Annotated in this window: 15 protein-coding genes and 1 pseudogene; all 16 read right to left on the reverse strand. The window is 51.2% G+C overall.

The genetic code is table 11. The features are described from left to right. Positions 1 to 215 precede the first annotated feature (215 nt). The 16 genes and pseudogenes from E7747_RS04820 to E7747_RS04895 all read right to left on the reverse strand — a co-directional run bounded on the left by E7747_RS04820 (position 216) and on the right by E7747_RS04895 (position 18,872). Positions 216 to 2,009 (reverse strand): RagB/SusD family nutrient uptake outer membrane protein, encoded by a 1,794-nt coding sequence (locus E7747_RS04820; protein ID WP_136414454.1) that lies wholly within the window; start codon positions 2,007 to 2,009, stop codon positions 216 to 218. Positions 2,010 to 2,032: 23 nt separating this feature from the next. After that, positions 2,033 to 5,007: pseudogene (locus E7747_RS04825) on the reverse strand (SusC/RagA family TonB-linked outer membrane protein). 292 nt (positions 5,008 to 5,299) lie between these two features. After that, positions 5,300 to 5,962, reverse strand: coding sequence for a haloacid dehalogenase-like hydrolase (locus E7747_RS04830; protein ID WP_136414456.1), 663 nt, complete (start codon positions 5,960 to 5,962; stop codon positions 5,300 to 5,302). Continuing rightward, on the reverse strand, positions 5,938 to 6,549 hold the full coding sequence (locus E7747_RS04835) for a phosphoribosyltransferase (RefSeq protein WP_136414458.1): 612 nt from the start codon (positions 6,547 to 6,549) through the stop codon (positions 5,938 to 5,940). The genes E7747_RS04830 and E7747_RS04835 overlap by 25 nt, the downstream gene beginning before the upstream one ends. After that, complete coding sequence (locus tag E7747_RS04840) at positions 6,524 to 7,501, reverse strand: glycosyltransferase family 2 protein (RefSeq protein WP_136414460.1); 978 nt, start codon at positions 7,499 to 7,501, stop codon at positions 6,524 to 6,526. Before E7747_RS04840 ends, E7747_RS04835 begins: the two co-directional genes overlap by 26 nt. Beyond that, positions 7,467 to 7,805 carry an ORF6N domain-containing protein gene (locus E7747_RS04845; protein ID WP_136414462.1) on the reverse strand — a complete coding sequence of 113 codons (339 nt, stop codon included), beginning with the start codon at positions 7,803 to 7,805 and terminating at the stop codon, positions 7,467 to 7,469. The genes E7747_RS04840 and E7747_RS04845 overlap by 35 nt, the downstream gene beginning before the upstream one ends. Positions 7,806 to 7,844: 39 nt before the next feature. Continuing rightward, a complete protein-coding gene (locus E7747_RS04850) occupies positions 7,845 to 8,543 on the reverse strand; it encodes a lipocalin-like domain-containing protein (RefSeq protein ID WP_136414464.1) in 699 nt (232 codons plus the stop codon). 172 nt (positions 8,544 to 8,715) lie between these two features. Beyond that, positions 8,716 to 10,386, reverse strand: coding sequence for a hypothetical protein (locus E7747_RS04855; RefSeq protein ID WP_136414466.1), 1,671 nt, complete (start codon positions 10,384 to 10,386; stop codon positions 8,716 to 8,718). Between the two features lie 71 nt (positions 10,387 to 10,457). After that, positions 10,458 to 11,201, reverse strand: a complete 744-nt coding sequence (locus tag E7747_RS04860; RefSeq protein ID WP_228449308.1) for a DUF4493 domain-containing protein — start codon at positions 11,199 to 11,201, stop codon at positions 10,458 to 10,460. Positions 11,202 to 11,281: 80 nt separating this feature from the next. Beyond that, on the reverse strand, positions 11,282 to 12,112 hold the full coding sequence (murI, locus tag E7747_RS04865; protein ID WP_123613871.1) for a glutamate racemase: 831 nt from the start codon (positions 12,110 to 12,112) through the stop codon (positions 11,282 to 11,284). A 196-nt stretch (positions 12,113 to 12,308) separates the two neighbouring features. Continuing rightward, a complete protein-coding gene (locus E7747_RS04870; RefSeq protein ID WP_136414469.1) occupies positions 12,309 to 13,751 on the reverse strand; it encodes an NADH-quinone oxidoreductase subunit N in 1,443 nt (480 codons plus the stop codon). A 16-nt stretch (positions 13,752 to 13,767) separates the two neighbouring features. Continuing rightward, on the reverse strand, positions 13,768 to 15,273 hold the full coding sequence (locus E7747_RS04875) for a complex I subunit 4 family protein (protein ID WP_123613869.1): 1,506 nt from the start codon (positions 15,271 to 15,273) through the stop codon (positions 13,768 to 13,770). A 35-nt stretch (positions 15,274 to 15,308) separates the two neighbouring features. Next, a complete protein-coding gene (gene nuoL, locus E7747_RS04880) occupies positions 15,309 to 17,255 on the reverse strand; it encodes an NADH-quinone oxidoreductase subunit L (protein WP_136414471.1) in 1,947 nt (648 codons plus the stop codon). 9 nt (positions 17,256 to 17,264) lie between these two features. Next, positions 17,265 to 17,576 carry an NADH-quinone oxidoreductase subunit NuoK gene (gene nuoK, locus E7747_RS04885; protein ID WP_123613867.1) on the reverse strand — a complete coding sequence of 104 codons (312 nt, stop codon included), beginning with the start codon at positions 17,574 to 17,576 and terminating at the stop codon, positions 17,265 to 17,267. Positions 17,577 to 17,591: 15 nt separating this feature from the next. Beyond that, positions 17,592 to 18,107: an NADH-quinone oxidoreductase subunit J family protein gene (locus E7747_RS04890; protein WP_123613866.1), complete on the reverse strand. Its 516-nt coding sequence runs from the start codon at positions 18,105 to 18,107 to the stop codon at positions 17,592 to 17,594. 27 nt (positions 18,108 to 18,134) lie between these two features. Further along, the gene (locus E7747_RS04895) at positions 18,135 to 18,872 is read right to left on the reverse strand and encodes a 4Fe-4S binding protein (RefSeq protein WP_136414473.1); all 738 of its coding nucleotides are present in this window, start codon (positions 18,870 to 18,872) and stop codon (positions 18,135 to 18,137) included. Positions 18,873 to 18,893 lie beyond the last annotated feature (21 nt).

Raw genomic sequence — 18,893 nt, forward strand, 5'->3', positions numbered from 1 at the left:
TCGGCCAATCCGTATAAAAAAACAGTGTGCATGCCATCGGCCGACGGCATGCACACCAAGGGTTACGGTAGTCAAAACTAAAGGGAAGGTTCGGACCTTTAGGTGTGTCTCAATCGTGTGTCAGTGCAACAAGAATCATATCAATTCATTTAATATAACATGACTTTGCTCTTAATATTTACATGAACCCAATCCAGACACTATCGTGAGCTGGATCAATATCCGGGATTCTTGAAGAGCGCACCTGTGGTGATCACGTCTGTATAATTGCTCGGGATCGGACGCAGTGCGTATTCAGGCTTGAAGTAACCGGCAAGTTCGGGGAATGTCGACTGAAGGTAGCTTGCATCCTTATACATACCGGTGCGCTTAAGGTCGAAGAAGCGGGTGAACTCACCGCAAAGCTCTCGGCCACGTTCGTCAAGGACGGTGCGGATTGTAGCCGCTCCCGACAGAGGAGCAGCACCGGCACGCTGACGCACCTTGTTGATATAGCCCATAGCCTGTCCGCCACCGTTGAGGACGATGTCATATTCGGCAGCGATCAGATAAATCTCAGCCATACGCATCGGCATCACTCCGTTGAGATTACCGTTGCGCATATTGCTTTCATTGGCTACAAAGTAATTGGAGCTTGCATGTTTGTTGAGCGACGGATAGTAGTAGCGGTAGTGGTTTTCACCTTCGCCGGCGGTCATGATGATGCCTTTGTTGGAATCGTCATACACGTCCTTATAGTCGATAAGAAGATGATTCGATGTGCCCTTGTCAGCTACTTCCGACGCATAATTTGCATCCTGAGGCATCACGAAGCGGATTGCGAGATCACCGACATTGATCTTATCACCTACTTTTGAGGCATCCTTTCCGTAGCGTAAAGCATCGCCGTCAGTCCAGCTGTACTCCTGATTTGCCTTCCATTCAGTGATGAAAAGCTTGTGGAAACGGGGGTCAAGCGTACCGTTGTCCTGCACGTAGAGGCTGAGGAGGTGCTGGGTCGGCATGAAGTCGCCCTGCACGCCGCCGTCCCATGCCAGACGTACAGCCTGATTGTCGATTCTCGCTCCGAAGTGGTTGAGCTGACAAAGGAAGTGCTCGTCGTTGCGGTTGGTGCGGTAGTTACCGTTGCTTGAACCGTGGGTCTTGCCGCCGTAGACGGTGTATTTCCAGAGAGCTTCCTTGTTTGACTTGTTGTTGGCCTCCTTGAACACGTCGTCAAAATCGGCATACATATATGTCATGTAGTTCGAGCCACCGCTCTCGCAGTCGGTGATGAGCTTCTTGGCGGCATCGAAACCTTCCTGAAGGAACTCGGGAGTGTCATACTGGCGTGTTGCGAGGCAAGCCTTGGCGAGATAGCCGAGCGCCGACTTCTTGGTGGGGTTGGCATCAGCATCATAATTTCCGACCGGAAGCCATTCGGCAGCAAAACGCAAGTCGGGAATAATCACGTCGCGATAAATCTCAAGCGCATCTGTGCGCTCAGGCGAGTAATTGTTAGACTTCTGCACGGCTGTCAGCTTTACGACACCGCCAAACATTTCAACGAGATTGTAGTAGTAGACAGCGCGGAGGAAATGAGCTTCAGCCACTTTGGCATTGCGCTCTGCGTCAGTCGCAAACGAGCAGTTGGGAGCTGTCTCGATGGCAAGGTTGCAAGCACCGATACCATCATATGCGGCGTTCCACAATGCGTTTGTGAAAGTCAGGTTGGGCGAGGCGCCTGCAAAGAACTTGAACACATTGTCGTTCTGACCCATCTGATTGGTCTTGGCGGTCCAGAGGTCGGTATTGCCTTCCATGAAGCCCATGAAGTCAATGCCGTTGTAGAACTGGCGTTCGAGGCCGAAGTAGCACTGGTTGAGCAGTGTTTCGTAGCCGGCAGGAGTAGTGCCGAGGTTTTCAAGGGTAAAACCGCCGGGGTTTACCTCATCGAGTGAACAGGACTGCATCATGAGTGTCGCACTCACTCCACAGGCCCAAAGTATATTTGAGAATTTACGTTTCATTGTATTAATTTCGTTTTATGGGATTAGAGTGTGAGGTTGATACCGAATACAAACTGCTTGTATGTCGGGAACGCATCCGAACCGCCGGTCTCAGGGTCAGTGCCCTTGAGCTTGCTGTCATTGACAATGATACAGGGATTATAGGCAGTTCCATAGATGCGGAGACGCTCGATGAGAGCCTTGCGGGTAAGCTTCTGAGGCAGGGTGTAGCCGAGAGTGATGTTCTTGATCTTGGCAAACGAACCGTCGACTACACGGAGAGCGGGATAGAACTTGCTCTGTTTGCTTCCTGTACCGGGACGGGGATAGTAGGCTCCCTGATTGCTCTCTGTCCAGTAGTCAGTGCCGGCAAGCTGGTTCTTGGTACGTGAATCTTCTGCTGTGTAGTAGCCGAGGAGGTCGCTGCTGATAGTCTGACCGAAACGTCCCATCATGAATACAGAGAGGTCGAATCCTTTATACTGGAAGGTGTTGTTAAGACCGAGAATCCAGTTGGGGTTCTGATGACCGAGAATCTGACGGTCATTGTCGCTATAGGCGTGTACACCAACGTCGCCATCTTTCTCAATGGTTTCAATCTTGAGGAAACCGGGCTCAACACCAAGTTTCTTCATAAGTTCAGGATCATCGTTTGTACCCCAGATGCCGGCATATTTCCAGCTGTAGATACTCTTGATAGGCTGACCTTCGAAAAGGCTTTCGTTGATGAGGTCACCGCCGGGAAGCGATTTGATTTTTTCTTTGCTCCATGTTGCTGTGAAAGTTGTCGACCAGTTGAAATCCTTGGTCACGATGTTGCGGCTGTTGATAGTCAATTCGACACCGTGGTTTTCGGTTTTTGCAAGGTTCTGCCAGCTCGAAAGGGGTGAGCCCCAGCCTGTAAGACCGTCGGTGATGGGCACAGTACGCTTGTAGAGAAGGCCCTTGGTGTCTGTCTTGAACCATTCGATTGATCCGTCGATGCGGCTGTTGAGCACACCGAAGTCAAGGCCGACGTTCCAGTTATATGATTTTTCCCAGCCGAGGTCGCTGCCGGCAAACGTACCTGTGTACTGTGCGAACTGAACGGGGACACCTCCGACAGTCACACCGGCGTTGGGATAGAGATATGCCTGACTCTGGGTCACGTAAGCGCCTGTACCGCCTGAGTTACCGGTGATACCGTAGCTGACACGGAGCTTTGCATTGTCAAGCCAGCTGCGGGTGTCCTCCAAGAAGCTTTCCTCAGAGATGCGCCATGCGACAGCACCTGCAGGGAATGAATCCCACTTGCTGCCTTCAGAGAACCAGCTGACACCGTCCAGCGGTTTGAGAATGTGAGAAGATAACGGCCTTTGTAATTATAGTTCACACGGAACGCATACGACATTTTCTGTGTGCGGGAATAGTCAGAGTAAGTGTAGGGGCTGGTCGAGCCGGAGAGAAGACGATGATACTGCCACGAGTCAACGAGGAAACCGCCGCTGCCGGCGATAGTCTGTTCGTTTGTATTCTTATTATAAGAGGTAATGAACTGCGCGCCAAACGAGTGGTCTTTGATATCGGCATTGTATGAGAGAATATTTTCCCATGTATATGACCAGCCGTTGTCATGTGTCTTCTGTGCGTAGGGTGACGACGCATACGATGGCTGGTTTGCGTTCGCCTGACTGCCCCAGTACTGGCCGAGACGGCTGTCAGAGAGAGTAGTGCTGAGCTGTGAGCGGAGTTTCAGACCGGCAATGGGAGTAAGTTCAAGATAACCGATAGAGTTGATGTAGGTTGACTTGGTATTGTTGGCATACTGGTTTTCGATGAAGTCGCCCATCGGAGAATACTGTCCGTTGATGAACTCATGGTTAAGCTTTCCGTTCTCGTCATAAGCATCGCCAAGAGGGAACGAGGTCAGTGACTTTGTATAGGTGTTCTTTACGCCTCGGTTGCGGTCTGAATAAGTAAGGTTGCTCGTGAAACCGATTGTGGCATACTTGTTGATTTCCTGATCGATATTGAGACGGAGAGTGTAGCGGTTGATATTGTCGTTCTCAAGCAGACCTTCTTCCTTCGCGTAGGAAGTCGAAGCGAAAATACGGGTCTTCTGTGTGCCTCCGCTGACTGAAAGAGCATATTTCTGTGTGGTCGCACGATGTCCTGACACGAGGTCAACCCAGTCAATCCACTTGCCCTGATTGTAGGCTTCCGTATAGAGCGGATTGCCGAGCAGGGTGCTCATATCAGAAGGATAATTTCCGGTGGTATACTTGTAAGCCTCGCTCTGGTAAGCTACCCATTCGTCACCAAGCATACCGTGCTTGTAGTTTGCATCGCCACTGAATCCGTAGTAGGCATCGAAGTTGACCACAGCCTTGCCTTCCTCTCCTCGCTTGGTAGTGATAATGATCACACCGTTAGCACCGGCCGAACCATAGATAGCCGTAGAGGAGGCGTCCTTGAGGATGTCGATTGACTCTATATCGCTCGGATTAACCTGATTGTAGCTGCCGGGAAGACCATCGATGATGAAAAGAGGCTCGTTGCTGCCATAGATTGAACGCGAGCCACGAAGAAGGATGCTGACATCGCTGCCGACCTCACCGCTTGCCTTGGTGATGTCCATACCGGCGACCTTGCCGGAAAGGGCTTCCATCACGTTGTTGGTAGGAGCGACCACTACGTCAGAATTTTTCATCGAGGAGACAGCGCCAGTAAGGTCTTTACGCTTGACAGTGCCGTAGCCGATGACTACTACCTCATCAAGCACCTCGCGGTTTTCTCTGAGGGTGACATTAATCACGCTTTTTCCGGCGACGGAAACTTCTTCAGTGACATAGCCGACATAGCTGATGACGAGCACAGCATTGTCAGCCACATTGTTGAGGGCAAAATTACCGTCAATGTCGGTGACTGTGCCCATTTTGGTGCCTTGAACTGCGACATTAGCACCGATTACCGCTTCACCGGCTTCGTCAGTGACCGTGCCGGTAACAGATTTTGCCTGAGCGGTGGCCGCAAAAGCCATCACTGCCAGCATCAGGGTAAGGATATTTCTGCCTAAGCTTTTTACCCCCCCCAATTAACATCTTTTAACAACTTTCTGTTTTCCATGATGTAATAATGAGTGGTATTAAAAAAATTAAAATGAATTTTCGTTGGTATCGTGAGGTTTTCTATAATGCAGGTATATAAATTACAATAAGATGGCGACAAAGTTAACAATAATTTTGATAATACCATCAATTTTTACTTAAAATTATACTGATTTCCCTCGACAATAAGCCAATACCCATTATTACAATATGAATAGTCTATAATCAGAACACCTCATAGTCCAGTCCCGCCGTATCGAGTGCACACTTGAGTGTGCACGTAGGATTGACCAGAATACGGCGGACAAACGGCAACAGCAGCAAGGGCAGGTCATCGTCATGATCGGTCACCACAGCCTCGACATTCCAGCCCCTCTCCCCGGCAAGAGCGCAGACAAGACGACGTTTGGTCTCTCCGCGAGTCTCGACATAGCCGTCATACGCGCCACTAAGCGGAGTCGCTATCCACTCATCGAAATTCAGATGTCTGAACAGATAAGGGATATACAGGTCAGGGGCGGCGGTGGCGAGCACAATCCTTGCTCCCTCCGACCTCAGCCGGTCAAGTTCACGAACCAGCCGTGGATTAAGCGCGCCGGCGAGCTGAGAGGCAAATTCAGTCAGATCCCTGTCTGACATGGCCTGCGTGCCGAGACGGTGGATCGGATATTTCATGGCCACATGGCTTATCACCCCTGCTTTTCTGGCAGCAAGGAGCCCTATCACCTTAGCAAGCGAAGTGTATGCTCCGCGCTCTTTAAGACGCCCGACAAGAAAGCGGATGAACATCCTGAATGAATTTCCCTGCAGCAGAGTGCCGTCAAGATCGACAACGACACATGGAATCTCCCGATCCACACGTGTCAGGCTTTCATATCCATTGACCATGGAAAACGTATTAAAGTTTTATTACGATAAAGAGCATAGTCGGGAGAGATGACAGGCCGCGAGGTCGTCACGGTTATCACAGCCGAACGCACCTGTGCCGACGGACACGCCTCACGCAGAGAGCTGACAACGGCTTCAAGTGTCACACCGCTGTCGACGGCATCGTCGACCACCAGAATCCTCCTTGCCCCAAGGGCGGTTATTTCCTCAGGAATCTCCACGCGCCCTACCCTCCTGCGAGGTCTGAGTGCGAGCAGACGGGCCTCGACCATCCTCATGAAATCGAGCACGCGTGCCGGAAGCAGGGGGAGCAATCCTGCCACGAGTCCCTTATGACGTGTCGACGGGCGCTGCAACTCCACTACAGCCAGCCGGGCTCCGGGAAATTCGCCGAGCATCTCTCTTGCCACATACTCGCCTCCAGTCCGTATGCCAACCATAAGCTCGGGCATAAATTTATCGCCCTCCACAACTTCGGCAAGCATCCGGCAGGCAACTGCGAAACGCCTGCTGTCTAAAGTAACAACCTTCATATTCTTCTTACTATTTTTTCTTACTACATCAACGATTTTTCCTACTACCGCCATAGACCAAAGGCGATACGGCTTTCAGCATGCGCTCCCCGAGATATGAAACGAGAATCCCAAGTTTGTTTTTCATCCTGACATGCGGATTCAGCAGACTCTCGCGCCGATAGCGTCTGATGAGCTGCCAGCATTCGTGAGAAATCCGCGCGTATTCTCCATTCCGGTCATGAATGGCAAGCAGACAATACATGTTGAAATTGGCGCTTAACCGACGGTCGCGAGCCGCGGGAAGAAGCCCGGGACAATTCTTGGCCATAAAATCCTCAAGGCGCGATGTGACCTTCAGCACATCGAGGCGCGCAGGAGAAAACCGGTTCGTAAGACTGCCGGGAGTGTCACGGTAGAAATAGACAGGAGCGTCGATGACGGCAATCTTTCCGTCGCGGCCTTCGACCTTATAGAAAAGGTCGAGATCCTCATAGATACAACCCTCGTCGAAGCACACATCGCGCAGACGTTCGCGACGGTAAAGCTTCCCCCACGGAGCAGGGACAATGCCTTCAGACTGATAGAGCACTTTTTCAATGACATCAAGCCGGTCGCAGACCCGTGGCGCGGCATCGCTCCGGGATCCATCAATCTGTCTGAACTCGACTCCACGCCGCCATCCGCCATAAACAAGGTCGCAACCGCTCACATGCGCCGCTCCGAGCAGCAGTTCTATGCTGTTGGGATAGAGAACATCGTCGCTGTCAAGAAAGCTCACCCATTCGCCCCCGGCAATGCGCAAGGCCGCATTGCGGGCGGCCGACACTCCCGACTGCGGTTGGACAAGCGGCCGCACACGGTTGTCGCGAGCGGCATATTCCGCAATAATCCTGCCTGTCGAGTCTGTCGAACCGTCGTCGACAACTATGATTTCAATATCGCGACAGGTCTGCCCGACAGCACTGTCGAGACATTCCCTGAGATATTTTTCAGCGTTGAAAGCCGGGATGATTATTGAGACCATAAGACGAGATAATACCTTTAATCCGCTCCTCAATTCTTTTTGCGTTTGACGGTGTGCGCAACGCCCTCGATTTCGCAGAAAGATTTGCGGTCAAAAATTTTGATTGCAAATCCTCTGTTTCGGTCTTATCAAGAGGCAAAACATAGCCATCAGGAAATTTATCAGGATTATTCCTGACAGCCTGATTAATTTCTTTTGTCTGTGCGCCATAAAAGCGAGCCACATCAGCATCGAGTATCACGCGCAAACCGCGCAACCCGATGATGGCATTCTCTATTTCTTTATAATTCACTAAATTTTCCATGGTACAGAGAGATAAAAACGAAGCGAGACAATCCAAAAGCTACTTCTGACGTTGCAGCTCGAATCCGGCAGTCATTCCATCATACTGGTTAAGGATGGCAGACACACCTTTGAGGGTGTTATTTCCTGTGAGGCTTCCGGCCTTTTCAATCAGCACCATAAGCTTGCTCACGTCAAAGGTCAGCTCCATCTTGTCGCCGTTCATGACTATATAGCTTTCCATCGATCCGATGTTGACTGACTTCAGAGCCTTAAACGTGAAGATAAAATTTCCCGACGAGGCATCCTTTGAAATCGAACCTCCAAGATTTATCAGACGAGCCTTGAACGTAAACGTAGAGTCTTCGGCTATTGTCATCACAAGCGAGGTGAAGCCGGCGGTCTTGTAATATGGTTCGAGCTTGGCTTCAACCTGAGTTGCAGCCGCCGCACCTCCGGCCTTAAGCAAAAGATTGTCGCTTTTGAATGTGACCGCAGGTCCTGAATATTTCCATGTACCCGCGATTTTATCGATGGTCAATGACGAAGAACCGATGCCAAGCTTGTTTGCGACACCCGACAGCAGATCGCCGAGACCACCTGAGGATTTGGTCTGCTGCGAATCGGTCTGTTCGGTCGTGGATGAGCCTTTCGAACCAAGATTTCCGAGTATATCGTTTATATCCCATCCCGAAGCATGGACGGGAGCACTGGCAAACATGATGATCGCAAGGAGAATAAGAAGGAGAATTTTTTTCATAAGGTTAAAGGATTTATAATATTAACATCAATAGTTCGGTAAAATTTGCATATTCAATTGAATATCAATAAGATACAACAACAATTCAATATCAATGCAAACTATTGTGTATCAGTGCGATACAGCTATGCCTGCTCAAAAATTACCGAACTGTTGTAACATAGAATCGGAATCAATAAGAGAGAGTCACGTGGTCAAGCCACAGAGTGCTGCCAATCGACTCACCTTTGACCGGATCAGGACTCGTTGCAATGGCCTCGCTTTCCTCAGCGATTGTGCCGATTGCAGCCGACGAGGCAAACATGACCTTTAGTCCCGTAGCCTTCACACCGAAATAATCATACGTAAGCGAAGCCTTGAAAGCCGTGTAGCTGTTGGCCACGGGCAGATAGGCGGTAGCAGACCCGATGACCCGCGTTTCACCGTCGATATTTCCATAGACCTCGATAATGGCGATGCCATTGTCAGAAGTGTCGGCCTGTGAGGGATTATATTTGTAATATCCGTTGAGCGACATGGGGCGCGAACGCCAGTCGACAATATCGTCATAGGTCTCTTCCATTGTCAACGGATTGAACGAATATGAACCGAGGAATAATTTTCCGGCTGCCCGCGACTTGATTTCAGGGATTACGGGTGAATATTGCAGATAAGGCTGGCCTGTCTGTGTGTAGTCAGGAATAATCGCTCCGTCAATATCAAAAGCGACGCTGCGCAGACACACTGCGAAGCTTGCATCCTCCGTATCGCCGGGAACGGAATATACGGACGGCTGCATGTACCATGTGTTATGGTTTGACGCACGGGTTGAAAAAGTTTTAGCGTTAGTATTGGCCCACTCCCTCGGAACCTGAAGGCTGAACGACTGATGATTCTGCCAATTGAATATGGCCACCGTCGTCTGAGAGTAGCGCCCACCGCTCGCAAGGTTTTTATAAGAGATTCCGTCTTTGCGGTGCTCGAATTCGTCGTTTGGGAGAGCCGGGGCAGACTCCGTCGATAATCTGACCGGCGATGTGAAATCATCCTTGCCGGGATTACGCATCATGGTCGCGGTCAAAGTGTAGTTGGTCGAAGGGTTCAGACCTGTAATGACCACCATCCCCTCTTCCGGGTCGCGATAAAGCACACTCGCACGGCTACCGTTGAGATAGATGTCGAGACCCTTGGCTACGGCAGATATGAGTTCAGGAGTGTCGGCGATGACCTTTACACGAGCATAAGTGGCAAAAGCATCGAACTCAAGGTTGAAATCCGGCATGAAACGGGTAATGCCCACCTCTCCCCTGACCTCCTGACAATAGAGAATCCGGGCATTCAGGTCAGCGCTTCCGGGCGGAATGGCAAAGGAAATGTCATAGATGCCGGCGGAAACCTCACTTACAGAGATTATTTCGGCAGACTGCCACTTTCCGTTGTCGAGAAGCTCGACCGCGACATGAGAGGCGAAATCATCGGCAAGAGTGGCGACACGGATAACGGCCGTCGTCGCGCCTACCATAGCTGAAGAAACCGAGTCGACCACAATCTCCATCGGCTGAGTCTCGACCGTCAGCATGAGCGGATTGCCCACACGGCCATCGATATCCTCTGCCATCAGACCGATAGTGCTTATGGCCTGCGCCTCGTTGAGAAAGACAAAATTTCCGAGGAAGGCCGATAGATCCACATCGATCCTTTGCGGTGAGGAAGTCCATGTCAGGCCATAAGTAGAAAAGATTTCGGCATCCTCTGCCGACAGAGCCAGAAGGTCGGCCTGACGTGGTATGCCGACAGAATTGAGATAAGGAGAATTGACCGTAAGATAAAGATGGGAAAGCCCTGCGGAAGAAGTGACCGCCACCCTGACAGGTTCGTCGGGGATCTCTCCTTCAGGCAGGACATAGATTTCATCGGATGTCCAGCCGGAAGCGGTCAGTTGAGGGGCATCGCTGCAATGAAAGCGCTGTCAATGGTGCGTGAGACGCTTTCCGAACCTACCGTACATGTGACCACCGGGTAGCCACCGCTACTGTCAATCGTGAAGCGATATTCATAAAGCACACCGCTCTCAGTCTGCGCTATCTCAAAAGCCTTGTAGCCGACCTCTCGGCCGTCGGGCATGGTCAGTTCAAGATAGACCGACGTGTGCCCCGGAAGGAGATAGAGAACATCGTCGCATGCGGTGTCATAGCCGAAATAACCTCCCCCCTCGGCATGAAGATAGGCGCGGACCGATTTGAAACCGGCTGACATCTCCGGGTCAAAAGCCACGGTATTGGCCGTGCTGACAGGTCGTAGCGCCATGTCCTGATGCAATGTCTGCCCCGGCAGGATGTCAATATCAGCCACGGCACTGTAGTAAGGGCAGTCAAAACCCTCCTGTTCGTAGCCATAGAATGCCTGAAGATGATAAGATCCGGTATAATATATGTCATCCTGAGGAAAATCAGTAAACGAAGACCATACATGAGAATACGATCCGGCGACTGACCGCATAAAGACACCTGTCTGAGCTATCTCAGGCAACAAAAACTCAGGTGCTCCGACTACCGCTCCGTCAGGATAGTAGAATGTGTTGTCAATTTCTATGTTGAGTGACAGACGTCCCGTTCCTGCGCTGACAATTGTCTTATCGTCAGAACAGGAGATAGAGAAAAGAGCGGGACAGATAAACACCAAGGTCTCCAAGAACCGAAGGCGTAATGCTGACTTATGGGTAATCAAAAGAATGTGAATAATGATTGTTTTGAAAAAATTCAGAGCGTTATGTGGGTAGCCTGAAGAGGTGTCTGGAGAAAAGTCCCGGCAAGCGAGGCGAAACGTCCGGCATTCTCGGTGGTGAGGTAGGTGCAAGCGCCTCCACGGGTACACTTCTCGTCCATCTCTGGGTGACGCTTGAGATAGTCGCGCAGACTTGCGGCCACGAGTTCGCCCTGAGTGACGATGGTGGCACGGCCGGCGACCTGACGACGAATCTTCTCGATGAGCAATGGATAGTGTGTGCATCCGAGAATGATCGTGTCGATTTCAGGCTCTTCGGCAAAAAGCTCCTCGACATATTTTTCGACAAAATAGTCGGCACCGGGTGAGTCATATTCGCGGTTTTCAACCAGCGGAACCCACATGGGACATTCGACCGACACTGTGCGGAACTGCGGGAAGAACTTTGCGATTTCTATGTCATAAGTGCCGGAACTGATAGTTCCCGGAGTGCCGAGGACTCCGATATTTCCGTTTTTTGTAATCGATCCGAGCGCTTCGACCGTCGGGATTACAACCCCGAGCACACGCCGGGAAGCGTCCCACGAAGGAAGGTCTTTCTGCTGGATGGAGCGCAGCGCCTTGGCCGAGGCTGTATTGCATGCGAGAATGACAAGATGACAGCCGCGCTCGAAAAGCGCATTGACAGCTTCACGCGTAAACTCATAGACCACATCGAAAGAGCGAGTGCCGTAGGGAGTACGGGCGTTGTCGCCGAGATAAATGTAGTCGTATTCAGGAAGGGTCTCGCGAATCTCTTTGAGGATTGTCAGGCCGCCATAGCCTGAGTCAAATACGCCGATAGGGCCGGGTGATGATGGAAACATGGGCGAAGTGATGATTTAATGTGTTAACGGGAAGAAGAATACAGGTTTGTTTCTGTAGCAATCTCCGACTGCAAGCAAAACGCCGTGCAGCCGGAGATAGTTTACTTAATCAGATTGTTTTTCAACATCTTTTCAGCCGTCATAACGACATCCGACCTGAAAAAACAGAGTCGATGTCTCACAGCTGAAAGGAATATCATGCGACAACGGTCAGCAGGTAGTCGTAGAAGTAGCTTACGATACCGAGACCGATTATGCCTGCCACGCAAATCCACATGCCAAGACGCTCGGAGCATGCCGAACGGAAAGTGGCGATGGGTGTTTCGCTGTCATTGATAAACATTGCCTTTACAACGAGGAGGTAGTAGTAGAGGGAGATGATAGTGTTGATAAGGGCGATGAGCACAAGGACGTAGAGAGCGGTCGAGCCTGTGCCGTTAAGGGTCGATGTGAACACGAAGAACTTGCTGAAGAATCCGGCGAAGGGCGGGATGCCGGCAAGCGAGAACATCGCAAGCATCATTGTCACCGCAAGGCGGGGATTGGTCTTGTAAAGTCCGTTATAGTCACTCATGTCAAGCTTGCCGGTAGCATTCTCGATAGCACCGATCACACCGAAAGCGGCAAGGTTTGAGAAGATGTAGACCAGAGTGTAGAACATGAGGGCCGATACACCCATTGCATTGTCGCCGATGATCGCAAGCATGATATAGCCGGCCTGCGAGATTGACGAGAAGGCAAGGAAGCGCTTCATGTTGTGCTGGCGCATCGCGAAGAGGTTACCGACAGTAATGGTGAGAATGATGAGCGCATAGAGCATCCATTCCCAAGCCACTTCATAGACTGCCCCGAATACCTGAGTGAGAACCACGAGAAAGGCGAAAGCGGCTGAGCCTTTTGAGATGACCGAAAGATAAGAGGTGACGGAAGTGGGAGCGCCCTGATAGACATCGGCAGTCCAGAGATGGAAAGGAACAAGAGAAATCTTGAAACCGAAACCTGCCATGACAAAAGCGAGGGCTACTGCAAGCATGACACCCATATTGCCATAGAGAGCCGATGCGATGCCCTGATAGTAGAGCGTTCCGGCGATGCCGTAGACGAACGACAGACCCATCAGAAGGATGGCAGAAGAGAAGACTGCCGTAAGGACATATTTGATGGCTGCCTCATGGCTCTCGTAGCGGTGCTTGTCGAAAGCGACAAGGGCGCAGAGAGGAAGCGATGCTGTCTCAAGACCGATGATGAACATCAGGAAATGACGGCTTGAAATCATCAGGTACATGCCCAGAAGAGTGAGCAGAATCAATTCGTAGAATTCACCGCGACGGATGGCGGTAAACTCGGAGTTAGCCCATTTGACTGACTGGATAAGGACGATGAGCACACCTACATTGAGGATATTCTTAATGGCAACAATTGTAGGCGATGTGAAATACATGCCCGAAAAAGCCGACTCGGTGAGCCTGACAACCGGGCAGAATCCCCATGCGGTCACCACGGCCATGAGCGCACATGCAATCATTGGCACGGCCTTGGTTCCCTTGGGCGATGCAAACGTATCGTAAAGGAAGACTAATAGGAATACGATTAACAATCCTATTTCCTGCTTTAATGCTAAAAACTGTGAGTAATCCATTGCTATTAATCTATGATTAGTTCAGACCTATTACGGTAAAGATTTCGGGGCTGAAAGTAAACTTGATAAGGTCGATGAAGAAGTTGGGGAAGAAGCCGATGCAGGCGACGCTCACGATGAGCGAGGCTGTAGCGACGCGTTCCCACCACTTGGCATCGGTGAGTGTCATGTGGTGCTGGTCATAGACAGGGCCGTAGAGAAGCTTGCCGACAACACGGAGAATGTAGACGGCGGTTGTCACGATAGAGCTGCATGCCACGATGACGAATACGCGGTGGAAGAGGTCGGTGTGCTCGAACGATCCGACGAAAATAGTCATTTCGGCAACGAAGCCCGAGAGACCCGGAAGACCGAGCGAAGCCATACCGGCAATGACGTAGCAGACCGAGAGATAGGGAAGAATCTGCATCATACCGCCCATCTCACGGATGTCGCGAGTGTGGGTACGTCCGTAGATCATACCGATAAGGGCGAAGAAGAGGGCTGTCATGAGACCGTGAGAGAGCATCTGCATAATCGCACCGGTCATCGCGGTGGTGTTGAGCATAAGGATTGCGAAGAGCACCAGACCGCAGTGAGAAACGGACGAGTAGGCATTGATGTATTTGAGGTCATTCTGGACACATGCGCTGAACGCACCGTAGACAACCGAGATACCTGTGAGGATAAGGAAGATCCAAGCGAGTTCGTTTGCGGCATGAGGCATGAGGAAGATTGCGACACGGAAGCAGCCGTAGCCACCAAGCTTCATGAGCACACCTGCGTGTAGCATCGACACTGCCGTGGGGGCTGAAGCGTGACCGTCGGGCGACCAAGTGTGGAAGGGAAACATAGCGCCAAGGACACCGAAGCCGACGAAGGTCATCGGGAAGAGGAACTTCTGCCAGCCGTGGCTGATCGCGTCATATTCGGCAATCTGAAGGATGTTCCATGTGAGGGGCATGCCTTCGGGAGCTGAATGGTAGTAGATGCCGATGAGACCAAGCATGAGGAAGGCAGAACCGCCCATGAGCATGAGCGTGAGCTTCATGGCCGAGTAGTTCTTGTTTCCGCTGCCCCAGACACCGATGAGAAGGTACATCGGGATGAGTGCGACCTCATAGAACATGAACATGGTGAAAAGGTCGATTGAGATGAAGAAGCCATAGACACCTGTCGAGAGGAGAATCAGCCAGAGGAAGAATTCCTTGGGCTGGGGAATTTCCCACGAAGCGAAGCTACCGGTTATAAGGATAATACCGGTCAGGATAAGCATGGCGATCGAAATGCCGTCGACACCCACCGCAAGGTTGATGTTGAGCGGTGCGAACCACTGCCACGAGTCAACCCAGAGCATGGGTTCGGTAGCACCGGCGGCGCGGAGGGCGAGATAGTCGACAAGAAGCCAGACGGAGAGAGCAGTCAGTGCGACCGAGCCCGTGACGGCCACTGCACGAATCTGCTTGATGTTCCGGCAGAGGGCGAGCCCCAGCATCATGACGAGGGGTATCACCACAAAGTAAATTAATATATTTGAAAACATATCGTTACTATATTTTAGCTACTTTACAAACAGATTCAGAGTACACATATCGCGACGATGAGACCAAGGATGACAGCTCCGATAAGATACCACCATATATACATCTGTACCTTTCCGCTCTGAAGACCCTTGATGGCGACGGAAGCCTTGTTGGTGACGAAGGCGAAACCGTCCATAGTTCCGTCGATTATATGACGGTCAAACCATGCGATGGGCTTGCAGATACCGTCGAAAATGATGCGACGGGTGATGAAGAGATAGATTTCATCCCAGTAGAAACGACGGTGAGCGGTAGTCCAGAGCCAGCGGCAGGAATCGGCAAGACGCTTGGGCTTGTCGTTCTCGCGGATATACATCCAGCGTGCAAGGAAGATTCCACAACAAGCCACTGCAACAGAAAGGCAGGCGATAGGAATGTTGAGGTGGATATGGTACTCATGACCGTCGAAGGTGACGAACTCACCGAAGGGCACGAGACCGCAGACAGTCGAAACGATGGCGAGGAATATGAGCGGGAATGTCATTGCCATACCCGGGTCATGGGGCATGTGGCCGTGATGTTCCTTGGCATAGTCAGGATTGTTCCACCAGAACACGAGGTAGTACATACGGAACATGTAGAATGCGGTCATACCTGCAATGAGTGTCATCCAGATACCCCAGAAAGTGTGGTTTGCGAAGCAGGCCACAAGGATTTCGTCCTTCGACCAGAATCCTGCGAACGGAGGAATACCGGCAATGGCGAGACAGCCTACAAGGAAGGTGATATGGGTGATGGGCATGTATTTGCGGAGACCGCCCATAGATGTGTAGTTGTTGGAGTGAACCGCATGGATGAGCGAACCTGCGCCGAGGAAGAGGAGCGCCTTGAACATCGCGTGGGTGAAGAGGTGGAACATGGATGCCATGTATCCGAGGCCTTCGTGGATAGCGACGTTGTTGCGAGAGGCAACACCAAGCGAAACCATCATGAACGCAATCTGCGAAATAGTCGAGAAGGCAAGGATACGCTTGATGTCGATCTGTGCGCAGGCTACCATTGCGGCATAGAAGGCAGTGGCAGCTCCGACGACAGTCACAAACATGAGGGCTGCGTCCTCAAGCATGTAGAGCGGGAAAAGACGTGCGACGAGATATACACCTGCAACCACCATTGTCGCAGCGTGGATAAGAGCCGAAACAGGGGTCGGGCCTTCCATCGCGTCGGGAAGCCAGATGTGGAGAGGAAGCATGGCCGATTTACCCATACCGCCTGTGAAAATGAGCACGAGAGCCCAAGTGAGAACCGAAGCGCCCATGAAAGTAGCTCCACCGAAGCATGAGAGAACTCCCTGAGGATTCTGAGTCATCGGAAGGAAGTCGAGCTGCTGGGTGTAGAACGACAGGATGAGAATACCGATGAGGAAACCGAGGTCGGCGAAACGGGTGACGATAAACGCCTTCTTACAAGCCGAGATGGCCGAAGGAAGTGTGTAGAAGAAACCGATAAGAAGGAATGAAGAAGCACCCACAAGCTCCCAGAAGATGTACATCTGGAAAATGTTTGTGGCCACTACAAGACCGAGCATCGAGAAGCTGAAGAGCGAAAGGAAAGCATAGTAGCGCTGGAAGCCTTTCTCTCCGTGCATATATCCGAGCGAATAGATGTGGACCATGAATGAAATTGTCGGGATGACAATAAGCATCAGGGCTGAAATCGGATCAAGGAGGAAACCGAGCTTGATTGCAAGATTGGGTGTGAACTGCAGCCAAGTCTGGTTGAAGACCACATATTGAAGACGGTTGGTGCCGTCAATGAATTCAGGGCTTCCGGAGAAATAATAGGTGAACGCCGTGTAATAGGACAAGACCAACACGGTTCCCATGCCGAGTGTGCCGAGGACACCGGCGAGTTTGTGGCTCATTTTTACGCCTCCAAGTCCCAGAACGAGGAACATGAAGAAAGGAATGGCCAATATCAGAATAGGTATTGTAATATCCATAGGGCGTGATTAATTTTTCATTTTAGTTGCGTCGCGGACGTCAATGTTTTTGCTGACCCTGAAGAGGTTGATGATTATCGCGATTGCGAGCGCGGTCTCGGCAGCGGCGATAGCGATGCCGAAAAGGGTAAACATCCATCCTTCCATCGAAGAGGGGAAGAGATAGCGGTTGAAAACCACGAAGTTGATGTCGACCGCGTTGAGCATCAGCTCAAGCGAGATAAGCATGGCAATCATGTTGCGGCGGGTAAGAAAGCCGTAGACACCGCAGCAGAACATCACGAGAGCCGGAACGAGATACCAAATCAAAGTAATATCCATGATGGGAAGTTGTGATTAGCGTTTACGGGCGATTACCACGCCACCGATTATACATGCGAGTAATAACACACTGACAGCCTCGAAGGGGAGAAGATACTGTTCGTAGCCTGTTCCGAGCATTGCCTCACCGATGCGGTGCATGGTGGGATTTGACATTGCAGGGAGGGGCTTGAAGATGTCGGCACAGCGTGAGCAAAGCGCCCAGCCACATGCGCCGGCGGCTCCGATAGCGCCGACCAGACCAAGTAATTTCTTCCTTGAAGCTAACTGTTCACTGTTGTCACCGGGATGTGTCGTAAGCAGGATTGCAAACACGAAAAGCACCACGATACCGCCGGCGTAGACAGCAATCTGTACCGCACCCAGAAACTCGTAGTCAAGTTTGAAATAAAGGGCGGCAGTTGCAAAGAGCACGAAAAGCAGATATGTGGCCGCACGCAGAATCTTGCGCGTGGTGACAGTCAGTACCGAGAAGATGACAATCGCAAGCGCGATTATCCAGTAACAAATTGTACTTCCTACTGATTCCATATACTGTGATAGTAATTAATTTAGCTGTTAATTGGCGTTACCGGCCTCACGTTTGGCCTTGAGGGCAGCGGCCTTTTCGAGAGCAGCACGGATTTTGGCTTCCTTCTCAGGATCGCCGGCTGCAGCAGCGAGAGCCTTGGCAGCGGCATCGTTGGCCGCCGGGGCGGGAGCTGCCTTTGGAGCAGCGTCAGCGGCGGGCTTTGCGGCTGCGGCTGCTTTCTTGGCTTCTGCGGCGGCCTTGGCGGCAGCAATCTTGGCCTCTTTTTCAGCCTTCATGCGGGCAATCTCCTCAGGAGTAGGCTGCGGCTCTTCCTTTTCAGGAAGATAGTTGAGCTTTCTGAGAAGCTTTCCACGGGTAAATACTGCCTGCTCGAAGTCATTGCTGAACTCAAGGGCGTCTGTGGGACAGTTTGTCACACATAGCTGACAGAACGTGCAGCTTCCGAGGTCATACATGTACTTGTCGAGCTTCTTTTTCTTCTTTCCGTCCCAAGTATCGACGGTTTTGATACCGAGAGAGATTGTTCCGTTGGGACATACGCGCTCACAAGTTCCACAGGCGATACACTTATGGTCGCCCTGATCGTCATACTTGAGGGTCAGGACAGCCCTGAAGCGGTCTGCAACGGGGAGATTGTCGCGGTTGTCGGGATACTCTTCGGTAATTTTGGGGGTGACAAATTCCTTACCGGTCACCTGCATGCCTTTTATAAGACTTGCAATGCCGGAGCCAAGATTTGAGAAATACTCTTTTACACTTCCCATGTCGGTTTATTATCTGTTGTG

It is taken from the genome of Duncaniella dubosii (assembly GCF_004803915.1).
GTDB lineage: Bacteria > Bacteroidota > Bacteroidia > Bacteroidales > Muribaculaceae > Duncaniella > Duncaniella dubosii.